Origin of the sequence: Halopseudomonas sp. (assembly GCF_036960865.1) — a bacterium.
In the GTDB taxonomy this organism is placed as follows: Bacteria; Pseudomonadota; Gammaproteobacteria; order Pseudomonadales; family Pseudomonadaceae; genus Halopseudomonas.
Genome location: NZ_JBALWE010000001.1, coordinates 437,441 through 461,931, shown reverse-complemented (window position 1 = coordinate 461,931; position 24,491 = coordinate 437,441). Strand labels below are relative to the sequence as shown.

Annotated in this window: 23 protein-coding genes; 12 read left to right on the top strand and 11 right to left on the bottom strand. The window is 60.6% G+C overall.

The genetic code is table 11. The annotated features are described in order from the left end of the window. Positions 1-15: 15 nt before the first annotated feature. From V7747_RS02170 to V7747_RS02160, 3 genes are read left to right on the top strand one after another with little or no spacing between them, the layout of a single operon-like run. The gene (locus V7747_RS02170) at positions 16-783 is read left to right on the top strand and encodes a helix-turn-helix domain-containing protein (RefSeq protein WP_335614416.1); all 768 of its coding nucleotides are present in this window, start codon (positions 16-18) and stop codon (positions 781-783) included. 32 nt (positions 784-815) lie between these two features. After that, positions 816-1,892, top strand: a complete 1,077-nt coding sequence (locus V7747_RS02165; protein WP_335614415.1) for a mechanosensitive ion channel family protein — start codon at positions 816-818, stop codon at positions 1,890-1,892. A 25-nt stretch (positions 1,893-1,917) separates the two neighbouring features. After that, positions 1,918-2,523: a rod shape-determining protein gene (locus tag V7747_RS02160; protein ID WP_335614414.1), complete on the top strand. Its 606-nt coding sequence runs from the start codon at positions 1,918-1,920 to the stop codon at positions 2,521-2,523. A gap of 30 nt (positions 2,524-2,553) precedes the next feature. Here the strand turns inward: V7747_RS02160 and V7747_RS02155 are convergent, their stop codons facing one another. Next, positions 2,554-3,270, bottom strand: coding sequence for a YebC/PmpR family DNA-binding transcriptional regulator (locus V7747_RS02155; RefSeq protein ID WP_335614413.1), 717 nt, complete (start codon positions 3,268-3,270; stop codon positions 2,554-2,556). A 144-nt stretch (positions 3,271-3,414) separates the two neighbouring features. On the opposite strand from V7747_RS02155, the gene V7747_RS02150 reads away from it, so the two are divergent. Next, positions 3,415-4,071, top strand: coding sequence for a YoaK family protein (locus V7747_RS02150; RefSeq protein WP_335614412.1), 657 nt, complete (start codon positions 3,415-3,417; stop codon positions 4,069-4,071). Here the strand turns inward: V7747_RS02150 and V7747_RS02145 are convergent, their stop codons facing one another. Continuing rightward, positions 4,072-5,382: a sensor histidine kinase gene (locus tag V7747_RS02145; protein WP_335614411.1), complete on the bottom strand. Its 1,311-nt coding sequence runs from the start codon at positions 5,380-5,382 to the stop codon at positions 4,072-4,074. It lies immediately after the preceding gene. Between the two features lie 354 nt (positions 5,383-5,736). Then, positions 5,737-6,066 (bottom strand): hypothetical protein, encoded by a 330-nt coding sequence (locus V7747_RS02140; protein ID WP_335614410.1) that lies wholly within the window; start codon positions 6,064-6,066, stop codon positions 5,737-5,739. Between V7747_RS02140 and V7747_RS02135 the strand changes: the two genes are divergently transcribed. Continuing rightward, the gene (locus tag V7747_RS02135; protein ID WP_335614409.1) at positions 6,065-6,205 is read left to right on the top strand and encodes a hypothetical protein; all 141 of its coding nucleotides are present in this window, start codon (positions 6,065-6,067) and stop codon (positions 6,203-6,205) included. The genes V7747_RS02140 and V7747_RS02135 overlap by 2 nt on opposite strands. A gap of 60 nt (positions 6,206-6,265) precedes the next feature. Here the strand turns inward: V7747_RS02135 and mdoH are convergent, their stop codons facing one another. From mdoH to V7747_RS02115, 4 genes are all read right to left on the bottom strand, one after another. Next, positions 6,266-8,368 carry a glucans biosynthesis glucosyltransferase MdoH gene (gene mdoH, locus V7747_RS02130; protein ID WP_335614408.1) on the bottom strand — a complete coding sequence of 701 codons (2,103 nt, stop codon included), beginning with the start codon at positions 8,366-8,368 and terminating at the stop codon, positions 6,266-6,268. Next, positions 8,368-8,616, bottom strand: a complete 249-nt coding sequence (locus V7747_RS02125) for a hypothetical protein (protein ID WP_335614407.1) — start codon at positions 8,614-8,616, stop codon at positions 8,368-8,370. Before V7747_RS02125 ends, mdoH begins: the two co-directional genes overlap by 1 nt. An 8-nt stretch (positions 8,617-8,624) precedes the next feature. Next, positions 8,625-10,169 (bottom strand): glucan biosynthesis protein, encoded by a 1,545-nt coding sequence (locus V7747_RS02120; RefSeq protein ID WP_335614406.1) that lies wholly within the window; start codon positions 10,167-10,169, stop codon positions 8,625-8,627. A 169-nt stretch (positions 10,170-10,338) separates the two neighbouring features. Beyond that, on the bottom strand, positions 10,339-10,761 hold the full coding sequence (locus tag V7747_RS02115) for a DUF4399 domain-containing protein (RefSeq protein ID WP_335614405.1): 423 nt from the start codon (positions 10,759-10,761) through the stop codon (positions 10,339-10,341). Between the two features lie 334 nt (positions 10,762-11,095). Between V7747_RS02115 and V7747_RS02110 the strand changes: the two genes are divergently transcribed. The 6 genes from V7747_RS02110 to V7747_RS02085 all read left to right on the top strand — a co-directional run bounded on the left by V7747_RS02110 (position 11,096) and on the right by V7747_RS02085 (position 18,678). After that, positions 11,096-12,556, top strand: a complete 1,461-nt coding sequence (locus V7747_RS02110; RefSeq protein WP_335614404.1) for an NAD-dependent succinate-semialdehyde dehydrogenase — start codon at positions 11,096-11,098, stop codon at positions 12,554-12,556. Between the two features lie 4 nt (positions 12,557-12,560). After that, positions 12,561-13,697 carry an isocitrate/isopropylmalate dehydrogenase family protein gene (locus V7747_RS02105; protein ID WP_335614403.1) on the top strand — a complete coding sequence of 379 codons (1,137 nt, stop codon included), beginning with the start codon at positions 12,561-12,563 and terminating at the stop codon, positions 13,695-13,697. Positions 13,698-13,786: 89 nt separating this feature from the next. Continuing rightward, complete coding sequence (locus tag V7747_RS02100; protein WP_335614402.1) at positions 13,787-15,040, top strand: aspartate aminotransferase family protein; 1,254 nt, start codon at positions 13,787-13,789, stop codon at positions 15,038-15,040. Beyond that, positions 15,037-15,987 (top strand): D-2-hydroxyacid dehydrogenase, encoded by a 951-nt coding sequence (locus V7747_RS02095; RefSeq protein ID WP_335614401.1) that lies wholly within the window; start codon positions 15,037-15,039, stop codon positions 15,985-15,987. Before V7747_RS02100 ends, V7747_RS02095 begins: the two co-directional genes overlap by 4 nt. A 59-nt stretch (positions 15,988-16,046) precedes the next feature. Beyond that, on the top strand, positions 16,047-17,456 hold the full coding sequence (locus V7747_RS02090; RefSeq protein ID WP_335614400.1) for an amidase: 1,410 nt from the start codon (positions 16,047-16,049) through the stop codon (positions 17,454-17,456). 16 nt (positions 17,457-17,472) lie between these two features. Next, positions 17,473-18,678 carry a pyridoxal phosphate-dependent aminotransferase gene (locus V7747_RS02085; protein WP_335614399.1) on the top strand — a complete coding sequence of 402 codons (1,206 nt, stop codon included), beginning with the start codon at positions 17,473-17,475 and terminating at the stop codon, positions 18,676-18,678. A gap of 286 nt (positions 18,679-18,964) precedes the next feature. Here V7747_RS02085 and V7747_RS02080 read toward each other — a convergent pair whose 3' ends face one another. The 3 genes from V7747_RS02080 to V7747_RS02070 all read right to left on the bottom strand — a co-directional run bounded on the left by V7747_RS02080 (position 18,965) and on the right by V7747_RS02070 (position 22,046). Next, the gene (locus V7747_RS02080) at positions 18,965-20,161 is read right to left on the bottom strand and encodes a CaiB/BaiF CoA transferase family protein (protein ID WP_335614398.1); all 1,197 of its coding nucleotides are present in this window, start codon (positions 20,159-20,161) and stop codon (positions 18,965-18,967) included. Between the two features lie 67 nt (positions 20,162-20,228). After that, entirely contained in the window at positions 20,229-20,603 is a 375-nt protein-coding gene (locus V7747_RS02075) for a Rho termination factor N-terminal domain-containing protein (RefSeq protein WP_335614397.1), read from the bottom strand. Positions 20,604-20,729: 126 nt separating this feature from the next. After that, positions 20,730-22,046 (bottom strand): methyl-accepting chemotaxis protein, encoded by a 1,317-nt coding sequence (locus V7747_RS02070; protein WP_335614396.1) that lies wholly within the window; start codon positions 22,044-22,046, stop codon positions 20,730-20,732. 203 nt (positions 22,047-22,249) lie between these two features. Here V7747_RS02070 and V7747_RS02065 point away from each other — a divergent pair, with 203 nt between their 5' ends. Continuing rightward, complete coding sequence (locus tag V7747_RS02065) at positions 22,250-23,164, top strand: DUF808 domain-containing protein (protein ID WP_335614395.1); 915 nt, start codon at positions 22,250-22,252, stop codon at positions 23,162-23,164. Here the strand turns inward: V7747_RS02065 and V7747_RS02060 are convergent. Then, positions 23,133-24,485, bottom strand: coding sequence for a diguanylate cyclase domain-containing protein (locus V7747_RS02060; protein ID WP_335614394.1), 1,353 nt, complete (start codon positions 24,483-24,485; stop codon positions 23,133-23,135). The genes V7747_RS02065 and V7747_RS02060 overlap by 32 nt on opposite strands. Positions 24,486-24,491: the final 6 nt, after the last annotated feature.

Genomic DNA, 24,491 nt, shown 5'->3' with positions numbered 1-24,491 from the left:
GGATGGTTAACGAGCATGGCGCAGACGGCCGCGATCATTGATGTGTTGAAAAAACTGCTGAAAGAGCAGGGCGTGACCTACCTGCAGGTAGCGCAGGTGCTGGACCTGTCGGAAGCCAGCGTCAAGCGGCTGTTTGCCGAGCGGCAGTTCTCGCTGCAGCGCCTGGACCGGGTGTGCGCGTTGCTGGGCGTGGAAATCAGCGACCTGGTCAGGCGGTTGGAGCACGAGATGCGCATTGACGCCTTGGCGCCGGCGCAGGAGCAGGAGCTGGTTTCCGACAGCAAATTGCTGCTGGTGGCGATCTGTGCGCTGAATCGCTGGAGTCTGATGCAGATGCTGGAAAATTACGCCCTGACCGAGCCGGAGGTGATCAGCAAGCTGGCGCGGCTGGACCGCATGGGATTGATCGAGTTATTGCCGGGCAACCGCATCAAGCCGCTGATTACCCATGACTTCAATTGGCAGAAACATGGCCCCATCCAACGCTTTTTCGAGTCGCAGGTGCAGGCCGATTTCTTTCAGTGCCACTTCAACCGGCCGGGTGAGCTGCGGCTATTTCTCAACGGCATGTTGTCACCACGCAGCAACGAGGCCATGCAGCAGAAGCTGCGGCGCCTGGCGCTGGAGTTTCGCCATAGCCATCAGGAAGACCTGGCGTTACCGCTGGAGCAGCGTTACGGCGTAAGCATGATATTGGCCATTCGACCCTGGGAAGTGTCAGTATTTCAGCAGTACCGTCGGGCCGATGCTGAAAAATCCTATCCTGGCCACACCCATACCTGAGCGAAAAAGAGCGGAACAAGGATGCAACGATCGTGGATTTAACCTTGGATGTGATGGCCTTGATTGGTCACGTTTTGCCCCTGCTGGAAACCCTGGTGGTCGTTGCGTTGGTGCTCTGGGGCGCGGACTACCTGCTGATTCGCCGACACGGTGGCTTGGGTAACGAGAAACTGTTTTCGCGGCAGCTGATCATGCTTGGCCTGACGCTGGCCGGCATGGTGGCGGTGATACTGGCACTGCCGGTCAGCGAGAGTTCGCGCAATCAGATCATCGCGCTGCTGGGGTTGTTGGTCTCCGGGGTGTTTGCCTTCTCGTCCAGTAACATCTTTGCCAATCTGGCGGCGGGTATTCTGCTGCGGATCACCAAGCCGTTTGTTATCGGTGACTTCATTTCGGTGGGCGAGCACTTCGGTCGAGTGGCTGAACGCGGCTTGTTCGATACCGAGATCCAGTCGGAAACCGGCGAGCTGATTGCTCTACCCAACACCTATCTCACGACCAACCCGGTTTCCGCGCTGCGTAGCTCTGGGGCGCTGGTCTCGGCGTCGCTCTCACTGGGTTACGATGTGCATCATGGGCAGGTTGAGCCATTGCTGATAAAGGCCGCAGAAAGCAGCAAGCTCGAGGACGCTTTCGTGCAGATTCTCGAATTGGGCAACTTCGCGATTACCTACCGTGTTTCAGGCGTACTGCCGGAGGCCAAGGGGCTGATTACCGCGCGCTCCAAGCTGCACAAGGCGATTCTGGATCAGCTGCATGGCGCAGGCATTGAAATCATGTCGGCGACCATCATGAACCAGCGCCCGGTCGACGCCGGTTACAGCTTCATCCCCGCACCAGCGCGCAGCCGTCCCGCGGCCTCGCACGCAGAGCCGGAAAAAATCGCCGAGAAAGTGCTGTTTGATAAAGCCGAGCTTGCGCTGCAGTTACAGCAGCGCAAGGCTGAGCTGGCCGAGAGTATGGAGACGCTGGAGCAGCAGGCCAAGCAGGCAGGTGGCGATGAGAGACAGCGCCTGAAAGATCGCCTGGAGCAACTGCGTGAAGAGCGCCAACAGTTGGATAAGGCCGAAGAGGAGCCGCTCAAGGCCGGTAGCAGCAAGGGCGAGTAGTCAAATCGTAAGGGACGAAGTGAAGATGCTGAAAAGCCTGCAGAGCAAGCTGGCGCCAACCTTGTATGTACAGCTCGGTAGCCGAGAGATTCGCATCACCAATGTAGCAACCGCCAAGGTGCTGAGCGAGCCTACTTTGATGGCGCTGGAGACGGATGCCAAGGGGGTTAAACAGGTCCTGGCAGTGGGGCGCGAGGCCAGTGCGCTGCCCCTGGGTGCCGGCCGGATACTGGTTAATCCGTTTGATCACCCACGCATGCTGGTAGCTGATTTCGCGTTGGCTGAAAAGTGTCTGCAGCTCATGCTGAAAAAGGTGGCGGGTAAGGGATTACTGAGTGCGTCGCCGAAAGTGATCATGCATCCGATGGAGAAGCTGGAAGGTGGGCTTACTCAGGTGGGGCATCGGGTAATGCGTGAGTTGGCGCTGGGCGCTGGTGCCCATGCCGTGTGTGTTTATACGGGCGCTCCCCTGGTGGCGCAGCAGCTGGATTTTGCTGCCCTCAAGCGGGCAGAAGCGGAGATGTTGGGGTTGGCGATGCCGACCAGGCGAGGTGGGTTGAGCAGCGGGGCGGTGATGCTGTTGTCGCTGGCGGCGATGGGCTTGTTATTGTGGTTGCGCTCGCAGAGCTGACCGGGCGCCGACTGGCGGCGCCCGGTGCAATCAAAACTCGGCGTTGTGGTAGATGTTCTGCACGTCGTCCAGCTCGTTGAGCATGTCGGTAAACTTCTCGAACATCACTACGTCATCACCGCTGATCTCGGTGGTAGTCTGCGGCAGGAACTGAATGAGGTCGGCCTCGAAATCGATCTCTCCGAAGGTGTCGGCCAACGCCTGCTTGGCTTTGAAGTACTCGGTATGCGGGGTGAACACGGTGATCAGGCCGTCTTCGTTTTCGATATCGGTCACGTCCACGTCGGCCATCATCAGCGCTTCCAGCGTGGCTTCTTCGTCATCGCCTTTGAATGCCAGAATTGCGCAATGATCGAACATGTGGCTGACACTGCCTTCGGTGCCGATCTTGCTCTTGGTCTTGGTGAAGCAGTTACGTACATCGGCAAAGGTGCGGTTGGGGTTGTCGGTCAGGCAATCGACAATCACCATGCAGTTGCCGGGGCCGAAGCCTTCGTAGCGGGCCTTGGCAAAATCTTCGCCGCCGCCGCCCTTGGCCTTGTCGATGGCCTTGTCGATTACATGGCTGGGGACCTGATCCTTTTTGGCGCGGTCAATCAGGCCGCGCAGGGCCAAGTTGCCATCGGGGTCGAAGCCACCGGATTTGGCGGTGACGTAAATTTCACGCGCGTATTTGCTGTAGACCTTGGTTTTGGCGTCAGCCGTCTTGGCCATGGACTCTTTGCGGTTCTGATAAGCGCGACCCATGTTTGTATCCTGTCGATTGGCGAAAAACAGCGATTCTAACCGCAGTTGCCGCCGGATATCCATGTCTGGCGACGCGTGGCAAAAGAAAGCGGGTTTGCGCTGTGAGCTGGTTTAAGATGGGGGTTTGCCGGGGGGCTATAACGCATGATTTCCAGATTGCCGCGCTGGGTGGAAGGCGGCGCCTTTGCGCTGGCCTTTGTGGCGGGCAGCGTTAATGCGGTCGGTTTGCTGGGGTTCAGCCATCAGGCGGTGTCGCATTTGAGCGGTACCTCAACCTTGCTGGGGCTGGAGTTGGCCAGGTTTGACGCTGCCGCCGCGGTGCATCTTCTGCTGGTGCTGCTCAGCTTCGTGCTGGGTGCGCTGTTCAGCGGGGTGCTGATCGACAGCAGTGCCCTGCAATCGGGGCGTCGGTATGGTGTGGCGCTGCTGGTGGAGACGGGCCTGCTGCTGTTAGCCATGCTGGCGCTGCACTACAACAGTGTCGCGGGGCATTATCTGGCCTCTGCCGCCTGCGGTTTGCAAAATGCCATGGTCACCACCTACAGCGGTGCGATTATTCGCACTACGCATGTTACCGGGCTGTTTACCGATCTGGGGCTGATGCTCGGCGCACGGCTGCGCGGTCAGACGCTCGACCGTCGCAAGCTGCTGCTTTTTCTGTTGTTGATTGGCGGCTTCATCAGCGGCGGCTGCGTGGGCGCGTTGGGATTTGGCCTGCTGCACTTCCAGGTGCTCTTGCTCCCGGCGCTGCTCACCGCCGTGATGGCAGTGCTGTATCAGCGTTACCTGCTGCGGCGCTGATCAGCCACGGCGCGCGGCTGCGTCTGCATGCGGTGGTTGCAACCAGAGTTCAGCCAGTTGGCGGTGCTGCTGTTGCTGATTGTTGTAGCGCCAGCCCAGCTTGGTGGTCAGTTGGGTGGTCAATTGCAGGCCCAGGCCAAAACCCAGGTCCTCGCCCGAGCCTTGAGCATTGCTTGAGAGGGTATTGCTGATACGCACGCAGTTATGCAGTTGCAGTATCTTCACCACGCCTTCGCTGCTGTGCTGGAAGGCATTGCGGATCAGGTTTCCGAGCACGATACGTGCTGGAGCTTCGGCCAGTTTCATGCTGTATGGGTCGGTTTTGATCTGCACGTCCACGTCCTTGCCACGCAGCAGATAGCGCATCTGTTCAACCAGTTCGTGCACCAGTGCATCCAGTTGCACTGGCTTGACTGGCAGGCTGTCCATATTGTCGCGGCTCAGCCACAGCAGTGTTTCGGTCAGGTGCAGCATGGTCTGGCTGGCGCGGTCGATGCGCTCTATTGCCTGCAGTTGGCGCAGGTCTACCTGGTTATCGCTGTTTTCCTGCAGCCGGTTGAGCAGCTCGACGTTATTGCGCACCACGCTGATAGGGGTACGCAATTCGTGGCTGGTATGGCGCAGGAAGCGATGCTCGCGTTCCAGTCCGCGCTGCGCGGTCGACAGACTGCTGCGCACCAGTTCGGCGAAGTCGTTGAGCTCTGGGTAGTTAAAATTAGGTGGTGGCTGCTTGAGCGTTTGCTCGTTGAGCCCGTGCGCCCAATGGCCCAGCGCGCTGATAGGGCGGGAAACGCGGTGCATGACCAGCCAGATAAGCAGACCCAGAGTCACCGCGCTGGCCAGGCTGATCAGCAGTAGCGTGCTCAGGCTGCCGCGGTGCTCGGTCAGCAGGCGGGGGGCAACGCCGGGCATCACTTGATGGCTCAGGAAGCGGTCCCCGCCGGGGCTGGTAAAGCGGATAGCGAAGTAGACGGCGCTGGGCTTGGCCAGAAAATTGGCTTGATCGAGTGCTTTGTAGAGGATGCCTTCACGCTCTGGTGGCCCGGTGAAAGCCTGCTGTATGGCCTGCGGCTGTTCGTGCCATTGGCTGGTCACTGGATAATCGTCGAACAGCTGCGCGGCAGTGGCCGGGTCGGTCAGGTAGCTCTGCGCGACTTTCTCCAGATTGTGGCCCATGGCATTGTCCATGCCGTTGATGAAGTAGTTGAGCGATAGCAGGGTGTAACCCACCACCAGTAAAATTCCGAGCGACAGAAACGCCAGCGCAACAAACCATCTAAGGCTGATCTGGCGCTTCTTTGGTGCTTTCATGTGTGGCAAACCTGTGTCCTGAAACCGTGTGCAGCAGCGCGGTGGGCTAGGGCGCCGCTGACCGCCTTGCGCAGGTGAAACATAGGTTCTTTGAGACCATTGCGCGCCGCTAGTTCATTGCTTCAGGCGGCGTCTTCCAGCCGTTGTCGACTGCGTCACTGCACCTGGGTGCGCTACGGTGAGCGCCGGAGTGACTGCCGGCAGGCTGGCGGGGCTCTGCACTTCAGGCTGCTTTATCTTGGTGCCAGCCAGTTGCGGGGGCACCCGTAAGGGGAAGGGCAATCAGGAAAGGGGAGAACGCGGGGCAGAACGTAGTCAACGGGCCAGCCAGTTGACTGGCCCGGTCACAGCAGGTCAGTCGATATCATCCAGCGTGAAGGTGACGTCGCGCTTTGAAATATCGACATCCCAGAGCGTGTAGGTGTCGCCGTCTTCATCTTCGGCGCGAATGTCGTACATCGAGCCTTTGGCCTTGCGTATGGTCACGCGCACGGTATGGCCATCGGGCAGAATGTCATCATCCAGAACATCTTCCTCCCAGTCGCTGGCGTGGGCCGGGCTGACATACAGGTAATGGATATCAAAGCCGGTGTCGTTGGTCACTTCCACGTAACCGTTAAACGCGGCGGCGGTGGTGCTGAACAGGCAGCCGATGGCCAGCAGTGCAAGTGCGCGTGTGAGCATGTTCGATTTTCCTGGCGGTATGGATAACAGCACCCGCTGGCTGCTCAGCGTTGCCGAGGCGGTGTGGATCATGCGCCTTGGTGGCATGGGCCCGTGCAGAGTGTGGGGTGCGCGCTGCGTGATTGCAAAACGCCAATGATGTTAGTGAGGCGTGCGTTTGCCGGGCAATACCCTGTTCAGGGTATTGCCCGGCAAACAACTAGTTGCGGCTGATCCGTTGTGTCAGCAGGTTACCCCATGGGGTCTGCGGTGCGGCCTGCCACACTTGTGTATGAAGCCACTGCAGTGATTTGGCATCGCTGGCCAGCAAGTTGCGCTCGGCGGTGGACAGCCTGGCGGGGCCCTCCTGCAGGCAGCGCTGGGCAAGCAGCTCCAGCTCGCTCTGCTGCCGACGGGCGCGGGGCGAATGGGCCAGGCGTGTCTGCAGCTGGTTGATCTGCGGATGCACTATTGCTTCGATGAAGGCGGTTTGTTGCTCTGCGGCCAACAGGGTGCTGGGTGTCTCTAGGTCATCTAGCAGGGCGCTGCCGCTAGCTTCTTCGGGAATCTGCAGCCAGTGACGGCGCATCAGTCCTTCGCCCCAACTGACCTTGCTCAGTAGCACGAAGATAGGCGCGGCCAGTACCAGGGGCAGGGCAACGGGCAGTGACCAGAGAAAAAACATGGGCTCCAGCCACCAGGCAAAACCGGCCCAGGCGAGTGCCATCAAGCTGCCGATCCCCTGATTCACTGCGGCTGCCAGCCAACTGGTTTCGCCGCTGCGATTTTGCCCCGCCCAACGCAGGTTGACGTTGAACAGGGCCTCCAGCACGTAGCGGCAGTGCGACAGCATACGGATGGGCGCCAGCAGGGCAGATATCAGCATCTCCAGTAACACACTGAAAAACAGTTTTATGCCGCCACCAAAGGCTTTTCTGCGCCCGCGTAACAGTACATCGGCGATGGCCAGAAACTTCGGCAGAAACAGTAGTGTGAGGGTAATGCTGACCATCCAGACGGCACGCTGCGGGTGCCATTCCGGCCACAGCGGGAACAGCTGATTCTGCTCTGGAAAATAGTTGATCGGCCAGAGAATCAAGCGCGCGACCTCAATAGTGGTCAGCACCAGGAAGGTGAACCACAAGGGCGAAGCGACGTAGCCCATGATGCCGTTCATAAAGGCCATGCGATGGGCCAGGCGCAGCCGGCGGCTGAACAGCATCAACCAGAGGTGCTGAAGGTTGCCCTTGGCCCAGCGGCGGTCACGGGTCAGTTCATCCGAGAGGGTGGGTGGGGATTCTTCATAGCTTTGGGTCAGCTCTGGCTCCAGCCAGACTTCCAGCCCCGCTCGGCCCATGTAGGCCGCCTCGGCAAAGTCATGGCTGAGCACCGGGCCCTTGAACAACCCCCACCCCGGCAACTTGCGCAGACCGCAATGCTGCATGAAAGGCTGCACGCGCAGGATGGCGTTGTGTCCCCAGAAGGCGGCGTGGCCCAACTGGATGGCCGCCAGGCCAGTGGTGAACAGCGGGCCATACAGCTGGTTGGAAAACTGCTGTAGGCGGGCAAACAGTGAGCGACCGTTGAGCAAGCTGGGGCTGGATTGCAGGATTCCCACCTGCGGGTGGCGTTGCATCAATTGCACCATGCGTACCAGCGTATCGCCGGCCATCAGGCTATCGGCATCCAGTACCACCATGTAGTCATAGGCTTTACCCCAGCGGCGCAGAAAGTCGCCGATGTTGCCGCTCTTGTAATTCAGATTCAGCGGGCGGCGTCGGTAAAACAGCTGGTTCTGCAAGCCCAGCTCCTCGCGCAACGCTTGCCAGGCGGCCTGCTCGGCCAGCCAGACATCGGGGTCGCGGCTGTCGGAAAGAATGAAAAAGTCGAAGTGAGCCAGTGTGCCGGTGCGCTGCAGGCTGAGTATTACAGACTTGAGCCCCTGCAGGCTGCGGCCGACCGGCTCATGATAGATCGGCATGACGACGGCGGTACGGCCCAGCGGGGTGTTGTTCAGGGTGGCTGCGTCTTGCTGGCGCAGCAAGCTGCGTGGATCACCGCCCGCACGGCGCAGGCAAAAACCGATCAAGCCGATCCAGAAGCCTACGCTGATCCAGGCAAAGAGCAGGGCAAAAACTGCAGCCATGCTGGCTTCCACCAAGTTGCCACCGTGATAGGGCAACACCGACAGCATGAAGTAGGTTGCGGTCAGCGTTTGCATCAGCACCGCCAGGGCCAGCAGGCCGCGGCGTATCGTGGCCGCCAGGCGCCAGGGTGGTCGGCGTTGCAATATCTCAGGGGGCAGTTCAGCGGGACGGTTCATCAGTAATCACCGTAACGCATGCTGCCACGGCGCAGGGGCGGCCAGGCGCCGGATACGGGGGCGGCGGGCGGCAAGGCTGCTTGCATCGCCTGGAGGCAGTAAGGCAATTGTTGCTCGGCAGGTTTTTCCAGAGCGCGAGTGACAATGGCCAATGCATGCTGCTGGGTGGCGGCATCCAGCGCCAAGCCGCTCCACTGCCAGTAGGCCAACACGCGTTGCAGCAGAAGTTCGCTGGAAGCTTGCGTCATGGCGGGGCCTATTCGTCGCCGCCAAGCAGCGGATCATTGGCGGGTAGCTCGTATTGCCAAGTCTCTGTCAGCGTCTGCTCTTCGTCTTTCAGGAAGGCGCGCAGAGCGAGCGGGCGATCAGCGGCCGGACGGGCCAGAATCGACAGGCGCCAGCGCTTGAGCGGTGCCACGTACTCGACAAACTGCTCAATCAGTTCACCGTCTTGTTGCATGCTGACCTCACCGACCACTGGAGCACCGGCTTTCAGCTTATCGAGTGGGCCGCCAGCGAAGTCGATAAGCACACGAACAGCGCCTTCTTCATTGCCTCCGCCCACACGCATGCCGTCACCGAGGAAGCTCTCCTGGGTGCTGCCCAGGGGGGAGCGGGTAATACCGGGGTCACCAAAACGCACACTGTAGTTGTAGGTCAGCATCTGACCCTGTTCCACGGCCGCCTGGGGTTGCCAGAAGGCGACGATGTTGTCGTTGGTTTCATCCGGGGTGGGAATCTGCACCAGCACAACGTTGCCTTTGCCCCAATCGCCCTCGGGCGCAACCCAGGCACTGGGGCGCCCGTCGTATCGGGCTTCCAGGTCCATGTAGTTGTGGAACTCGGTATCGCGCTGCAACAGGCCGAAGCCGCGCAGGTTCTGGGTGGCGAAGTAGTCCATCTGCAATGTCTGCGGATTGCGCAATGGGCGCCACAGCCATTCGTCGGAGGGGCTGTCATGAATCAAGAGACCATCCGAATCGTGAACCTGAGGGCGCCACTCGCCGCGCGGCCGATGGGTATTCTCGCCGTAATAGAACATGCTGGTCAGTGGCGCCACGCCGAGCAGTTCGACGGCGTCCCGCGGAAAGAGCCTGGACTCCACCTGCAGTACTGTCTCGTCCCCGGGGATAACGGTGAAGCGGTAGGCGCCGGTCAGGCTTTTGCCGTTGAGCAGTCCATAGAAGGTCAGGCGGTCTGCATCCGGTCTGGGCCGTTCCAGCCAGAACTCGACAAAGTCGGGGAATTCCTCGCCGCCGGGCAGGCCGGTATTGAGCGCTACGCCGCGACCGGAAATCCCGAAGTTGTTCTCGCGGCCCACGGCGCGAAAGTAGCTGGCGCCGGCAAATACCAGAAACTGGTTCTGCACATCGGGCTGTTTTAGCGGGAAGGTCAGCTTGAACCCGGCATAACCCAGGTCAGCCGGCACCAGTCTTTCTACCTCGGAATTGGGATAGCTGAACTGGTTCTTGTCGAACTTGAGAGGATGCACGCCCTGTGCGTCGATGATGTGCACATTGACCTGGTATTTGTAGAACAGGCCGGGTGGGACCGGCATGACCTGAAAGGCGGAATTGCTCTCGTGCCAGAGGCTGTTTTCGGGTTTGAAGCGGATACCCTGATAGTCATCGAAACTGAGTTCCTGCAGAAACTTGGGTACTGACTTGGGTGCCTGGTAAGGCTCGGCGGCCATGGCCTTGGCCTTGTCTACGACGTCGGAAAAATCGAAGCTGGCAGCGCTGGCATACAGGGGTAACCACAGGCCTAGCAGGCCGGCGAACAGCGAAATCCCTTTGGTCATTTATTGGCTCCTTGCAGGATGGGGGCGTGCCGGTGGTTGTGACGGCCGGCGATCAATATCTGCCTCATTAGGCCGCGAATATGGGCCACAGTTCCCGCGGTGAACGCTGGTGAGCCAGGACAGGTTGGCCGCAGGCAGATGCTGCCTGCGGCAGGGGCGGGGGCCGTGCTTACTCGACCGTGATAGTAATCTTGTCGGAGGTCACCGAGGGTTGCAGCGGGACGTGATTCTGATCGCCCATGATCAGCTGCAGGGTGTGCTCTCCGGGCGGCAGGTCCAGGCTGACCTGGGTCTGGCCACCGCCGAAATGCCGGTGATTGTCGTCAGCCGGGATCGGCTGGCCGGCAACCGGTACGCTCTGGGCATCAACCAGCAGGTGATGATGACCGGTGCCAGCGCGCTCGACGCCGGCGGGGGCGACGCCCATACCACTCAAGCCAAATTGCACGGTAACCGGGGAACTCACCGTCGCGCCGTCAGCTGGGCTGATGATGAAGGCGCTTGGGGTTTCAGCGTTACTGTCGGCCAGGGCCAGAGTGCTGAGCGAGCCTAGTAGCAGGGCGCTCAGGGTACGAGTGAGAGTCTTTGGCATGGAATACTCCTTGTGATTGAGGCGGCCTGAGGTCTGACGCGAGTCAGGGGCGCCGCCGATTCGCACGGGTTTGCTATGACCGTCGCTGCCTTGGCCATCCTGCATCTGACTGCAGAAAGTGTATTGGGTTCGCTGCCGTTTGGCGGTTTGCTTCCGTCGCCAAATCTGCCTAGTCTGGAAGGGTATCAAGTTCAGTTGTCCGCGTTGGCGGACCCGCTCTGCGCTGCTGTGATAGCGCCCTGTTGATCAATTTGGAGGCAAGCCCGTTTGCGTTGCGCTCTGGCCAGACGCTGCTCCTTGCCTCCTGCTAATGACTGTTTTGAGGAGTTCGTCCATGTCTGTATCTCGCCTGAAAACCGCACGTCTTTTCCGTCAGCAGTGTTACGTGGGAGGCCAGTGGGTAGGCGCCAGTGATGGCAGCAGCATTGACGTGGATAACCCGGCCAATGGTGAGATTCTGGGTACCGTGCCGGTGCTGAGTGAAGCCGAACTGAAAGATGCCATCAAACAGGCCGATGCCGGTTACAAGCTATGGCGCAAGAAGACCGCGCAGGAGCGCGCCGACCTGCTGTTGCTCTGGCATGACCTGATGCTGGAGCACAAGGACGACATTGCCAGCCTGATGACTCTGGAGCAGGGCAAGCCGCTGACCGAATCGCGCGGCGAGGTTGATTACGCGGCCTCGTTTATTCGCTGGTTTGCCGAAGAGGCGCGCCGCGTGTACGGCGAGACCATTCCCGGAGCCAAGCCCGGCCAGCACATCGTGGTGACCAAGCAACCGATTGGTGTGACCGCCGCCATTACGCCGTGGAATTTTCCTGCCGCGATGATCACGCGCAAGGCCGGTGCCGCGCTGGCAGCCGGCTGTTCGATGATCGTCAAACCGGCCAGTGCCACGCCCTATACCGCGCTAGCGCTGGCCGAATTGGCCGACGAGGCCGGTATTCCCGCCGGGGTGTTCAACGTGGTGACCGGCAAGGCTTCGGTTATCAGTGATGTGCTGACCGGCAGTTCAACCGTGCGCAAACTGAGTTTCACTGGCTCGACCAGCGTTGGCAGCCAACTGATGGCGCAGTGCGCGGAGCACATTCAAAAAGTCTCGCTGGAGCTGGGCGGCAACGCGCCCTTCATCGTCTTCGACGATGCCGATGTGGACCGCGCGGTGGAAGGCGCCATGATCTGCAAATTCCGTAATACCGGGCAAACCTGCGTATGCGCCAACCGTTTTCTGGTGCAGGCCGGCATTCACGACCGCTTTGTCGAGAAGCTGGCTGAGGCCATGGGCAAACTCAAGCTGGGTGACGGCTTCGAAGAGGGTGTTACCCAGTCTGCCCTGATCAACCGCGCGGCGGTGAAGAAGGTGCAGGAGCATTTCAACGACGCCCTGAGCAAGGGTGCCAAGCATGTGGCTGGCGCCGCGCCGGAGGGTGCTAACGGCAACTTTGTTGAGCCGGTATTGATCACCGGGGTGACCCGCGACATGCAGCTGTGCGAGGACGAAACCTTCGGCCCTCTGGCAGCGGTGATCAAGTTCGAGACCGAAGACGAGGCCATCGAGATTGCCAACGACACGCCCTATGGTCTGGCGGCGTATTTCTACAGCACCAACATCCACCGGGTATGGCGCGTGGCGGATGAGCTGGAAGCCGGCATCATCGGTGTTAACGAAGGTGCCGTCTCCAACGCTGCCGCGCCTTTTGGCGGGGTAAAAGAGTCGGGCCTGGGCCGCGAGGGTTCCAGCCACGGCATCGAAGAATATATGGAGATCAAGTATCTCTGCATGGGCGCGGAGTAACCGGATGGCTGAACAGGCCGCAGTTAAGAAAATCGCGCTAATGCCCGGCGATGGCATCGGCCACGAAGTCATGGCAGCGGCAGAGGCGGTGCTCCGGGCGCTGCATGCAATAGAGCCCTTACCACTGGAATGGGAAACCCTGGAGTGGCCCAGCACCGCCTGGCATCAACAGCACGGTGAAATGATGCCGGCCGATGCGCTTGAGCAGGTGCAGCGTTACGACGCGCTGCTGCTCGGCGCACTGGGCGACCCGGGGCCGATCAGCAACCCGCAGCGTTATCTGTTGCCCGACAGTATTTCGCTGGCGCCGCTGTTGACCTTTCGCAAGGGGCTGCAACTGTGGGCCTGCGAGCGCCCGGCGCGCTTGCTGCCGGGGGCGCCACAGTACTTGGCTGACCCACGTGCGGCCGAGGTCGACATGCTGGTGATTCGCGAGAACAGCGAGGGGGAATACGTCAATCAGGGTGGTCGCTTGAACCGCGGTACGCCGCAGGAAGTCGCCACCCAGCTGGAGGTGTTCACCCGCCATGGCACCGAGCGCTTGATTCGCCACTCCTTCCGCCGTGCCCAGGCGCGCTTGGATGCGCGACCGCAAGGCAGCAAGACGTTCTTTTGCGCGCAGAAGGGCACTGCTGGTGCACAGGTTTGCCTGATCACCAAGCGTAACGCGCAGCCGTTCTGGGGCGATATGTACACCGAGGTATTTGCCGAGGTGGCCAGCGAGTTCCCTGAAATAGGCGTGCATCACGAGCTGGTCGACGCCGCCTGTATGAAATTTGTGCAGGCGCCCTGGGCGTTCGACGTGGTGGTGGCGAGCAACTTGCATGGAGACATACTGACGGATCTGGCTGCCGTACTCTCGGGTGGGCTTGGGCTGGCACCGTCCTGCAATATCAATCCAGACAGCCGGGACATGCCCGCGCTGTTTGAACCAACGCATGGTAGCGCGCCGGATATCGCCGGCCAGGGGAAAGCCAATCCTGCTGCCATGTTGCTCACCACAGCCATGATGTTGGACTGGGTGGGCTGCGCACAAGCTGCCGAGCGCCTGCGCATGGCGGTTGCCAAGGATCTGGTGACCGCCGCAGGGGCTCAGCGAACTTGTCAGGCGGTTACGGCCGGGATTATTGCCGGCCTGTAACCCCTTCTTCAGTGTCACGGCTCGCCTGGCGGGCTGATGACCTATCACGTTACGGGCGCGACGCCCGCTGAAAGGACAGGAGACAGGCTATGAGTCATTTGTCACCGCTGCTGAAACAGGCCAGCAAGGTATTGGTAGAACGCGGCGAAGGCAGCTGGTTGTTCGATGTGAATGGCAAGCGCTACCTCGACTTCACCTCCGGTATCGGCGTGACCAGTACCGGCCACTGTCACCCCAAAGTGGTGGCCGCCGCGCGCGAGCAGGTGGGCAAGATCGTGCATGCCCAGTACACCACGGTTGCGCACCAACCCATGCTGGAACTGTCCGACCAACTCGCCGAGCGCATGCCCGGCGCCATCGATTCCGTGGCCTTTGCCAACTCCGGCTCTGAAGCCGTCGAAACCGCGCTGCGGCTTGCGCGCCACGCGACCGGCCGCGCCAACATCATCGTCTTTGACGGCGGCTTTCATGGTCGCACCATGGCCGCCGCTTCACTTACAACCTCGGGTACCAAGGTACGCACCGGCTTTCATCCGATGATGGCCGGCGTGGTGGTATCACCTTTTCCGCACGGTTATCGCTACGGCTGGACCGAGGAAGAGGCCACCGAGTTTGCCCTGCGCGAGCTGGATCACATCTTCAAGACGCAGTCGGCCCCCAGTGATACTGCGGCCATGATCATCGAGCCGGTACAAGGCGAATTCGGCTATTACCCGGCCAACCAAGTCTTCATGCAGGGCCTGGCTGAACGCTGCAAGCAGCACGGTATTCTGCTCATCTGTGACGAGATTCAGGCTGGCTACGGGCGCACGGGCAAGTTCTGGGCGCATGACCATTTTGCCGTGCAACCTGATGTGGTGATCACCGCCAAGGGGCTTGCCAGTGGCTTCCCGCTCTCGGCCATCGCTGCCTCCAAAGAACTCATGGCCAAGGGCATGCCCGGCTCGCAGGGTGGTACCTACGGCGCCAATGCAGTGGCCTGTGCGGCCGCGCTGGCCACGCTTGAGGTGATCGACGAGCAGCATCTGGTGGCCAACGCGGCGCAGCAGGGCGCGCGTCTGCTGAGCCAGCTGAAGGAACTGCAACAGCGCTATAGCTGCATCGACACCATCCGCGGCAAGGGGCTGATGCTGGGGATGGAGATCGCCGACGACTATCGTACCCCGCGTGCCGATCTGGCCGCTCAGTTGAGTGAGGCTGCCGAAGCCCATGGATTGTTACTGCTGCGCTGCGGTACCGATGGGCAGATCGTGCGCTGGTTGCCGCCGCTGACGGTCTCGGAGAGTGAAATTGACGACGCTGTGTCGCGCTTCGCCAATGCGCTGCAGGAGGTAGCAGGGTGACCAAGATACTGGTCCTGGTGGCATCGGGTGAGTCGCCTTTGCCGGGCCTGGAAAGCCTGCCCGAGGGCGTGGAGCTGACCACGGTCAGTGCGGAATCCGAGCTGCGTGAGCGCTTGCCGAGCACCGATATTCTGGTGGTAACCGACTTCCGTACCGGCCTGCTCGAACGCTGCTGGCCAGCGCAGCACCAGATCCGGTGGGTACACGCCACTAGCGCCGGGGTGGATGCATTGCTGTTTCCGGCTCTGGTCAACAGCGATTTGCTGCTGACCAACGCCCGTGGCGTATTCGATCTGGGGATTGCCGAGTACGTGCTTGGCGCGGTGCTGCTGTTTGCCAAGGATACCCTCGGCAATCTGCGCCACCAGCGGGCGCAGCAGTGGCAGCACCGCGAAACCGAGCTGATCAAGGGCAAGCGCGCGCTGATCATCGGCGCCGGTTCCATTGGCGGTGAGGTCGCCCGCTTGCTCGACGCGCTGGGGCTGGAGGTCACCGGCGTGGCGCGCAGTGCCCGTCAGGCGCCGCATTTCAAGCAGATCGTGGCCAACGAAGCGTTAGACAACGAGCTGCCGCAGGCCGATTTCGTGATCGTCACCGCGCCATTGACCCCGGCCACCGAGCAACTGATCAATGCCCAGCGGCTGGCCCTGATGCCCAGCCATGCGGTGCTGATCAACGTCGGGCGCGGCGCCGTAGTGGTGACCGATGATCTGGTCAGTGCGCTCGAACGCGGCGAGCTGGCCGGGGCGGCGCTGGATGTGGTCGACCCAGAACCCTTGCCCGAAGGCCACCCGCTGTGGGCCATGCCCAATGTGATGATTTCGGCCCACATGTCGGGCGACTTTGTCGGCTGGCGACGGGCGCTGGCAGAGCAGTTTAAAGCCAATCTTGAGCGCTGGTTGGCGGGTCAGAGCCTGTTGAATCAGGTTGAAAAGAGGAGAGGCTGACAGGGCGTTAGCGGGAATTTCATTTATCTACAGTCGTTCTTCCACCTAAGGAGGCGGATATGTCCCAGGACATTTTAAAGATGACAGCAGTACAACTACGGGAACATTTTGCCGACAAGCAGTTGTCTCCGGTTGAGGTCGCCACGGCGATGCTGGATCAGATCGACAGGGTGGGCAAACAGACCAACGGCTTCTGCCTGGTTGACCGAGACACCTCGCTGACGTTTGCCCGCGAAGCCGAACAGCGCTACCAGCGCGGCGAGGCCACCGGTCTGCTTGATGGCGTGCCGGTGGCGGTCAAGGATGTGTTTCTCACGCCCATGTGGCCCACCATCAAGGGCTCGCACACGGTAGATCCGCAAAGCACTATGGGCAAATCCGCCCCCTGTACCGCCGCACTCGCGCGCCACGGGTATGTGCCCATTGGCAAGACCACCACCCCCGAGCTGGGTTGGAAAGGCGTGACCGATAACCCGGTTACCGGGGTGACCAATAACCCCTGGAACCCGGACACCACCTCGGGCGGCTCCAGCGGCGGCAGCGGCGTCGCCGTGGCCTTGGGCATGGCGCCCATCGCGCTGGGTACCGATGCCGGTGGCTCCATCCGGATTCCCGCCGCCTTCTGTGGCATCGTCGGCCTCAAACCCTCATTCGGCGAGGTGCCGCATTGGCCCTCCAGCCCCTTCGGCACCCTGGCCCATGCCGGTCCCATGACCTGGACGGTGGAAGATTGCGCGCTGATGATGAACGTACTCTGCGAGGCCGATCATCGTGATACCAATGCGGTGCCGCGGCGCAATATTGATTATCTGGCGAACCTGAAAAACGGCGTGAAAGGTCTGAAAATAGCCTACAGCCCCAACCTTGGGTACGTGGATGTAGATAAGGAAGTAGAAGCCTCGGTGGCGGAAGCAGCCAAGGTGTTTGAGTCGTTGGGCGCGGAAGTAGTGCGGGTCGATCCGGGTTTCAGTGATCCGCTGGCCGCCTTTGGCCACCTGTTTTACGGTGGGGCAGCCAACGCCATTCGCGATCTCGGTGCCAAGAAGCGTGCGGTCATGGACCCCGAGCTGATCAAGGTGGCAGAGAAGGCGTCGCGCCTGAGCATGCTGGATTACATGGGCGCGGTGAACGAATCCATGGCGCTGCGTGAGCGCATGGCCGGGTTTCACCAGAAGTACGATCTGCTGCTCACGCCGACGCTGCCGATTACGGCGTTCAAGACCGGTCGCGAGGTGCCGGAGGACTGGCCGAGCACCCGCTGGCCAACCTGGACGCCCTTTACCTACCCCTTCAACATGACTGGTCAGCCGGGGCTGTCGGTACCTTGCGGGTTCGACAGCAAGGGCCTGCCGATTGGCTTGCAACTGGTCGGCGCGCGCTTCAATGACGCTCTGGTGTTACAGGCGGGGTACGCCTATCAGCAGGCCGCACCGCTGACCGAGCGCCGTCCTGAGCTGTTTACCGCCTGAGCAGGGGAGAGTTGTCATGGCACTTGGAACAAGCGACGTAGATCTGTACGAATCCGAAGACCCGATCTGGAACCCGGCGCTACTGACCATCCCGATTCCGGGCATTCGCAAGATGGTCAATCTGGCTTCCAGCCTGGAGGATGTGATTCACCTGTCGATCGGTCAGCCGGATTTGCCGGCGCCCAATAATGTGGTCGATGCCGCCGTGGAGGCGCTGCAAGCGGGGCAAACCGGCTACACCATGGATGCCGGCCTGCCCGAGTTGCTGGAATCATTGGCGACCTACTATGGCAATCGTTACCAGCGCTCGCTGACGGCGGACAACATTCTGGTTACCACCGGCGCGACTGAAGCCATTTACCTGGCACTGACCGCTGTGGCGGCGCCAGGACGGCACTTTATCGTGCCAGACCCCGCGTTCATGCTGTATGCGCCCTTGATTCGCATGAACGGCGGCGAAGTGACCGAAATCCCGACGCGCGCCGAGAATAACCATCAGCTCGACCCCCAGGAGGTGATCGACGCTATCGAGCCGCACACCCATGCCATCGTGCTCAACTCGCCGAGTAACCCGACCGGCACCCTGTATCCCAAGGAAACGCTGGAGGCCATTCTCGAAGAGGCGGCCTATCGTGGCATTCATGTGATCAGCGATGAGGTTTACGATCACCTGATCTACGACGGCAAGGAGTACCCATCGGTGCTGTCGTGCTGCAGCGACCTGGATCACGTCATGGTGGTCAGCAGTTTCTCCAAGACGTACAGCATGGCCGGTATGCGTATCGGCTGGCTGATTGCCAGTCAGGCGGCGATCAAGAAGCTGCGGCGTTATCACATGTTCACCACCACTGTGGCCAACACGCCCTTCCAGTGGGCCGGGGTGGCAGCGCTACGCGGGGGCACCGAGTTTACCGACCATATGCTGGCGGAATACACCCGGCGCCGCGATCGGCTGGTAGAGCTGGTGGAACAGACGCCGCATCTCACTGGCTATAAACCCGAAGGCGCGTTCTATCTGTTCCCATCGTTGCCGGAAGGCGTCAATGGCACCAATGTGGCCTTGCGGCTGTTGAAGGAAACCGGGGTCTGTACCATTCCTGGCGAGACCTTCGGCAACAGTTGTAACAATGCGCTGCGTTTGAGTTATTCAACGTCGCTGGCGAATATCGAGGAGGCGTTCGAGCGCATCATTCCGTGGATGGCCAAGCAGGATTTTGGTTGAAACGGCGTTTTATCGTTTCAAACTGTGCGCTGTTCGACGAAAGCGCAGATTAAAACCAACCTTTCGTCCATACGGGTGTCCTACGAATGTGGCCGCAGTGGTTTTCACTGCGGTTGCTTCATTCAAAGGAGAACACGTAATGAACAATATCGTATATATCGTAGGCGCTGTGGTAATCGTTCTGGCCATTCTGTCGTTTCTCGGTTTTCGTTAATACCGCGAGGGGGCTTAGGCCCCTTTTCAGCCACAGTGGGTGTTGCGCCACGCCTAGCGCATACCCTCTGCCTCAAATAATTCCTTCCTTGCGCAACCGCAAAACCTCCTCCCTGTTGTAGCCCAGTTGCTGTAATAGCACGTCGTTGTGCTCGCCCAACGCGGGGCCGGTCCACTTCACATCGCCGGGTGTTTCTGTGAGTTTGGGGATAATGCCGGGCATCTTGAACGCCTTGCCGTCGGGCAGGGTGGCGCTGAGGAACATCTCGCGGGCTAGATACTGCGGATCACTGAACATGTCGGCGGCGGAGTAGATCTTGCTGGCCGGGACCTCGGCGCGGTTGAGTATCTCCAATACCTCGTGCTGAGTACGCCGCGCGGCCCAGCTGTCGATCAGCGCGTAGAGTTCGTCCCTCCGTGCGTCGCGCCCGGCGTTGTCCGCCAGGTCAGGGGCATCGGCCAAGTCGTCGCGGCCAATGGCACGCATGAAGCGCTGGAAGATGGCGTCGCCGTTAGCGCCAATCTGGACGGCCTTGCCGTCGTTACAGGTGTGAATGGAGGAGGGCGTAATGCCGGGCATGATGTTGCCGCTGCGTTCGCGTACAAAGCCCATGACGTCGAATTCCGGCACCATACTTTCCATCATCGCGAAGACCGCTTCGTACAGCGCGACATCCACCACCTGCCCCTTGCCTTGATTGACTTCGCGGTGACGTAACGCCATCAGTGCACCGATGACGCCCCAGAGCGCGGCGATGGAGTCGCCGATGGAAATGCCGGTACGTACTGGCGGGCGATCCTCAAACCCGGTGATGTAGCGCAGCCCGCCGACCGACTCGCCGACCGCGCCAAAGCCGGGTTGATCCTTGTAGGGGCCCGTCTGGCCAAAGCCGGATAGCCGTACCATCACCAGGCCCGGGTTCAGCGCGTGCAGCACGTCCCAACCCAGGCCCAATTTTTCCAGCGTGCCGGGTCGGAAGTTCTCGATCAGGACGTCGGCATCGGCGAGCAGCTGTTTGAGGATATTGATGCCCTCGGGCGCCTTCAGGTTCAGGGTAAGCGACTGCTTGTTGCGTGCCTGTACGAACCACCATAACGAGGTGCCTTCATACAGCTTGCGCCATTTGCGCAGCGGGTCGCCGCCGTTGGGTGACTCGACCTTGATGACCTCGGCCCCGAACTCGGCGCAGATACGGGCGGCGAAGGGGCCAGCGATCAGGGTGCCTAGTTCGACAACCTTCAGTCCTGCCAAGGGTTTGGCGGCGTCCATGCAATCTCCTGTTCAGTCGGGGCGGGTTGAACAGTGTAGGCGATTGCCGCCAGCGGGAAAATCGTCTTCAGGCAGCCTGCTGCAACGCCTTTATCAGTTCGGCCTTGCGCATGCTGGAGCGCCCCGGAATGGCCTTGGCCCGCGCTATTCTGCGCAGTTCGGCCACGGTTTCTTCCTGCAGAGACTGCTTGCGTGGTACTCCGCGGCGGCTGGCAGCGGCGCGCCGTGCCGAGCCTTCGCGCGACTGCCTCTTGGCCTTCGCGCTTTTCTGCTGGCCTGAGCCGCCGCGACGGTTGCCGCCGCCGGATTGCTTGTTCACGGTCGCCCAGGCGCGGGCTTTCGCCTCATCTTCAGAAACGCCTTCCTCGCGGTAGCTCTCTTCGATGTGTTCTGCCTTGCGTTTTTGCTTATCGGTGTACTTATCTTTGCTGCCACGGGACATGGGTTGCCTCCGGTCGCTGACGAAGTGTGAAGTTACCACTTGTTGGATGGCGAGCGGCAGCCTGGGTTCCGAACGAGGTCAGCTAATGGGGCGGCACGCGCTCAAGGGCAAGCGTGCTTGAGCCTCTTAGTCATGTATGGCATCAGCAAACTGGCCGATGGCGTCGACCACACGCTGAGCTTCGTCACGAATATCGAGCATTACCTCGCCCGCCTTGTTGGCCAGCGCCACGCCTTGTTCCGCCTTGCCCTGGCTGCCCGCCATGCCGTTCACCGCCTGCTGGGCCAATTCCATGTTCTGCTGCACCACGTCGTTGATCTCTACCGTGGCCTGGCTGGTACGCGCGGCCAGGTTGCGAACCTCGTCAGCCACTACGGCAAAACCGCGGCCTTGTTCGCCGGCTCGGGCTGCCTCGATGGCGGCGTTTAGTGCCAGCAAGTTGGTTTGCTCGGCAATGCCGCGAATGACGTGGACAATGCTGTTGATGCGCTCGGACTGGGTGCTCAGCGCGCCAACATGCGTTGCCACTGACTCCAGGTCGCTGGCAATGCCGCGTACTACCTCCACCGTCTGCTCGACGGCACTGGCGCCCTTGTTTGCACTTTCATCGGTTTCGGCGGCGATTTCAAAGGCTAGTTTGGCGGCGGCTGACTCGGCATGTCGGCTCTCTACCTGGGCCGTAATATCGCTGGCAAACTTGACCACTCCATATTGTTTGCCACTCGCATCATAGAGGGGGTTGTAAGTAGCGCGGAGCCAGACTTCACGACCGTCCTTGCTGAGACGCTTGAATCGGTCGGAAATAAACTCGCCGCTATTGAGGCGTTGCCAGAAACGGCGATAAGCCTCGCTGCCAGCCTCGTGCGGATCACAGAACATGCTGTGATGCTTGCCGCGTACGTCCTCCAGCCGATACCCCATCGTCTGCAGGAAATTGTCGTTGGCGTTGATGATCTCGCCGCTGTTGTTGAACTCGATCACCGCCATGGAGCGGTCGATCGCATTCAGCAGACTCTGATGCTCTTGCTCGGTCTGTACCTGTTTGGTGATGTCGGTGGCCAGTTTAATCACCCGGACGACCTGTCCCTCGACATCCTTTACAGGCAAATAACTGGCTTCCACCCAGACCTGGCGTCCGCCCTTGGCCAGACGCATGAAACGGTCGCTGAAGCTGTCGCCACTGGCCAGACGCTGCCAGAAGCGACTGTATTCGGCGCTGGCTAATAAATCGGGCGGGCAGAACAGCCGGTGATGCTGCCCGCGTATTTCGTCCAACTGATAGCCCATGCAGCTGAGGAAGGCGTGATTGGCGTCGATTACCTCACCAGCGGGGGTGAACTCAATCACTGCCAGGTTCTGCCGGATCGCAGCAAGGATCTGCTCATGCATGTGCAGGGCCGACTTGCATTCATCCAGTTCGTGGCGCAGACCTGATCCGAACATACTTGACCTCATAGACGGCGGGTTGGAGTAAAGAGCGCATTCCTGTGCTCATATGCAATAGATCGGCGTGACGATAGCTTTCTTGAGTTCACAATTGCTCATTCTAGCAGCGCTCAGCGGATGCGCGCGGGCCGCAAACTGCGCATACTGTTGCTCGAATTGGCTCAACCGATCCTGATCGCATTAACAAGGAGTGCCCCCTTTTGGCTACCAGTTTACTTGTACTGATTGACGATATTGCCTCTCTGCTGGATGACGTATCGCTGATGACCAAGGTTGCAGCAAAGAAGACTGCAGGTGTGCTGGGCGATGATCTTGCACTCAATGCGCAGCAGGTCACCGGCGTGAAGGCAGACCGTGAGTTACCCGTCGTCTGGGCGGTGGCCAAGGGCTCGTTCCGCAACAAGCTGATCCTCGTACCAGCGGCGTTGCTGATCAGTGCTGTGGCGCCTTGGCTGATTACCCCGATTCTCATGTTGGGTGGCGCCTTTCTCTGTTATGAAGGCGCCGAGAAGCTGGCGCACAAATTTTTGCACGACGCCAAGGCAGAGCACGCGCAAACGTTACAGAACCTGTCGGACGACCCCAAGGACGTGGTCGTCCGCGAAAAGGCCAAAATTGCCGGGGCGGTGCGTACCGATCTTATCTTGTCTGCTGAAATCATCGCGATCACCTTGGGAACCGTAGCGCAGGCGGAGTTTATGCAGCAGGTGATTGTGGTCTCGGGGATTGCGCTGGTGATGACGGCAGGGGTGTACGGGCTGGTCGCCGGTATCGTCAAGCTGGACGATGCAGGTCTGGCGCTGACCCGGCAAGCCAGTGCGGCAGCGCAGAAACTGGGCGCCGGTATTCTCTGGTTTGCGCCTTGGCTGATGCGCACCTTGTCGGTCGTGGGTACCGCAGCCATGTTCATGGTGGGCGGGGGGATTCTCGCCCATGGCGTGGGTGTGGTTCACCACTGGATTGAACACAGCGCGGCTTCGGCGACCGACCTGCCCTTTGTGGGGACGGTGCTGGGCGGCTTGTTGCCGACGCTGATGAACGCGGGGATCGGCATCGTCGCCGGGGTGGTGATACTCGGTTTGATTACTCTGATTGGCCGCCTGCGGCGCGGTTAACCTCCAGTGCAGACGTATGGGCGTGCGTGGTCACGTCGCTGGCCAGGCGATACTGATTGTTGCCGCTGCGCTTGGCTGCGTACATGGCCAGGTCTGCGGCGTGAATCAGTTTGTCCAGTGTCAGCGCATGGTCCGGAAACATCGCAACGCCGAGGCTAGCGCCTATACGATGCTGCCGACCTTCCACTAATACTGGCGCCGCCAGCTCGGTAAACAGCTTTTCACAGAGAGCATGGGCTTCATCGTTAAGACGAAGCTGCTGCGACAGGCCCTCCATCAGTATCACAAACTCGTCGCCGCCTAGACGCGCCACCATGTCGCTGGCGCGCAGTGCGGTGCGCAGACGCTTGGCCACGGTTATCAGCACCTGGTCGCCAGTGGCATGGCCATGCTGGTCGTTGATGTACTTGAAGTTGTTCAGGTCCATGAACACCAGCGCCACGCGGCTCTGTTGCTTGTGCGCCAGGGTGAGCGCTTGCTGCAGCTGCTGCTCCAGCGCCACGCGGTTGGGCAGCCCGGTCAAGGCGTCATGATGGGCTAACTGCTCCAGCGCACGGGTTGAGCGCTTGTCTTCGGTGATATCGCGTACCACCCCCATCATCTTGAACGGCTTGCCCTGCGCATTGCTGATCACATTCCCGGTCTCGCGTAGCCAGTGCACGCTGCCATCGGGCCAAACCACCCGGTACTCTTCGTCATGGTTCTGGCCGGTTTCGATGCAGCGTCGCTCACCCTCGAGTACGCGCTCCTGGTCGTCCGGATGCACACTGTCACAGAACAGCTGGTAGCTGGGTACTACCTCCCCTGGCTGGTAGCCGAACATGCCGTAGATGGCTTCTGACCAGTACAGTCGATCGGTACCGATATCCCAATCCCAGGTGCCGATCTGGGCAAAGTACTGGCTACGCTTGAGCCGCTCCATTGCTTCGTTGCTGGCTTGGTGTGCCGGGTCGGGATGAATCAGTATTACCGCGGTGCGCCGGGTAACGTCCGGCAGGCGTGTTATATCAACTTGCTGGCGCTCGCCCTGTGGGCTCTGCGCCAGGGTTTCCTGGCGCTGCATTGGCGCAGGCAAGGTGTCCAGCATGGGCAGGAAGCGACTGAGAGGGCTGCCGGTCAATGACTGGCGACGACAGTTGAGCAGCTTGGCTGCGGCCGGGTTATGCCAGATGACGTTGCGCTTTGCGTCGAGCATCAGCATGCCATTGGGCGACATGTCGAGTAGCGCGCGGTAGCGTTTCAGTTGGCGCCGCGCATGCAGAATCCAGCCGGTAGCGCCAAGGGCTATCAACACTGCGCAGGCAATCAAAAACAGGTTCATTGGAAG

What these genes read in the sequence shown, in the direction of transcription:
- V7747_RS02170 (WP_335614416.1), top strand. Translation starts at nt 16, where the DNA reads ATGGCGCAGACGGCCGCGATCATTGATGTGTTGAAAAAACTGCTGAAA.
- V7747_RS02160 (WP_335614414.1), top strand. Translation starts at nt 1,918, where the DNA reads ATGCTGAAAAGCCTGCAGAGCAAGCTGGCGCCAACCTTGTATGTACAG.
- V7747_RS02155 (WP_335614413.1), bottom strand. Translation starts at nt 3,270, where the DNA reads ATGGGTCGCGCTTATCAGAACCGCAAAGAGTCCATGGCCAAGACGGCT.
- V7747_RS02150 (WP_335614412.1), top strand. Translation starts at nt 3,415, where the DNA reads ATGATTTCCAGATTGCCGCGCTGGGTGGAAGGCGGCGCCTTTGCGCTG.
- V7747_RS02145 (WP_335614411.1), bottom strand. Translation starts at nt 5,382, where the DNA reads ATGAAAGCACCAAAGAAGCGCCAGATCAGCCTTAGATGGTTTGTTGCG.
- V7747_RS02135 (WP_335614409.1), top strand. Translation starts at nt 6,065, where the DNA reads ATGTTCGATTTTCCTGGCGGTATGGATAACAGCACCCGCTGGCTGCTC.
- V7747_RS02140 (WP_335614410.1), bottom strand. Translation starts at nt 6,066, where the DNA reads ATGCTCACACGCGCACTTGCACTGCTGGCCATCGGCTGCCTGTTCAGC.
- mdoH (WP_335614408.1), bottom strand. Translation starts at nt 8,368, where the DNA reads ATGAACCGTCCCGCTGAACTGCCCCCTGAGATATTGCAACGCCGACCA.
- V7747_RS02125 (WP_335614407.1), bottom strand. Translation starts at nt 8,616, where the DNA reads ATGACGCAAGCTTCCAGCGAACTTCTGCTGCAACGCGTGTTGGCCTAC.
- V7747_RS02120 (WP_335614406.1), bottom strand. Translation starts at nt 10,169, where the DNA reads ATGACCAAAGGGATTTCGCTGTTCGCCGGCCTGCTAGGCCTGTGGTTA.
- V7747_RS02115 (WP_335614405.1), bottom strand. Translation starts at nt 10,761, where the DNA reads ATGCCAAAGACTCTCACTCGTACCCTGAGCGCCCTGCTACTAGGCTCG.
- V7747_RS02110 (WP_335614404.1), top strand. Translation starts at nt 11,096, where the DNA reads ATGTCTGTATCTCGCCTGAAAACCGCACGTCTTTTCCGTCAGCAGTGT.
- V7747_RS02105 (WP_335614403.1), top strand. Translation starts at nt 12,561, where the DNA reads ATGGCTGAACAGGCCGCAGTTAAGAAAATCGCGCTAATGCCCGGCGAT.
- V7747_RS02100 (WP_335614402.1), top strand. Translation starts at nt 13,787, where the DNA reads ATGAGTCATTTGTCACCGCTGCTGAAACAGGCCAGCAAGGTATTGGTA.
- V7747_RS02090 (WP_335614400.1), top strand. Translation starts at nt 16,047, where the DNA reads ATGTCCCAGGACATTTTAAAGATGACAGCAGTACAACTACGGGAACAT.
- V7747_RS02085 (WP_335614399.1), top strand. Translation starts at nt 17,473, where the DNA reads ATGGCACTTGGAACAAGCGACGTAGATCTGTACGAATCCGAAGACCCG.
- V7747_RS02080 (WP_335614398.1), bottom strand. Translation starts at nt 20,161, where the DNA reads ATGGACGCCGCCAAACCCTTGGCAGGACTGAAGGTTGTCGAACTAGGC.
- V7747_RS02075 (WP_335614397.1), bottom strand. Translation starts at nt 20,603, where the DNA reads ATGTCCCGTGGCAGCAAAGATAAGTACACCGATAAGCAAAAACGCAAG.
- V7747_RS02070 (WP_335614396.1), bottom strand. Translation starts at nt 22,046, where the DNA reads ATGTTCGGATCAGGTCTGCGCCACGAACTGGATGAATGCAAGTCGGCC.
- V7747_RS02060 (WP_335614394.1), bottom strand. Translation starts at nt 24,485, where the DNA reads ATGAACCTGTTTTTGATTGCCTGCGCAGTGTTGATAGCCCTTGGCGCT.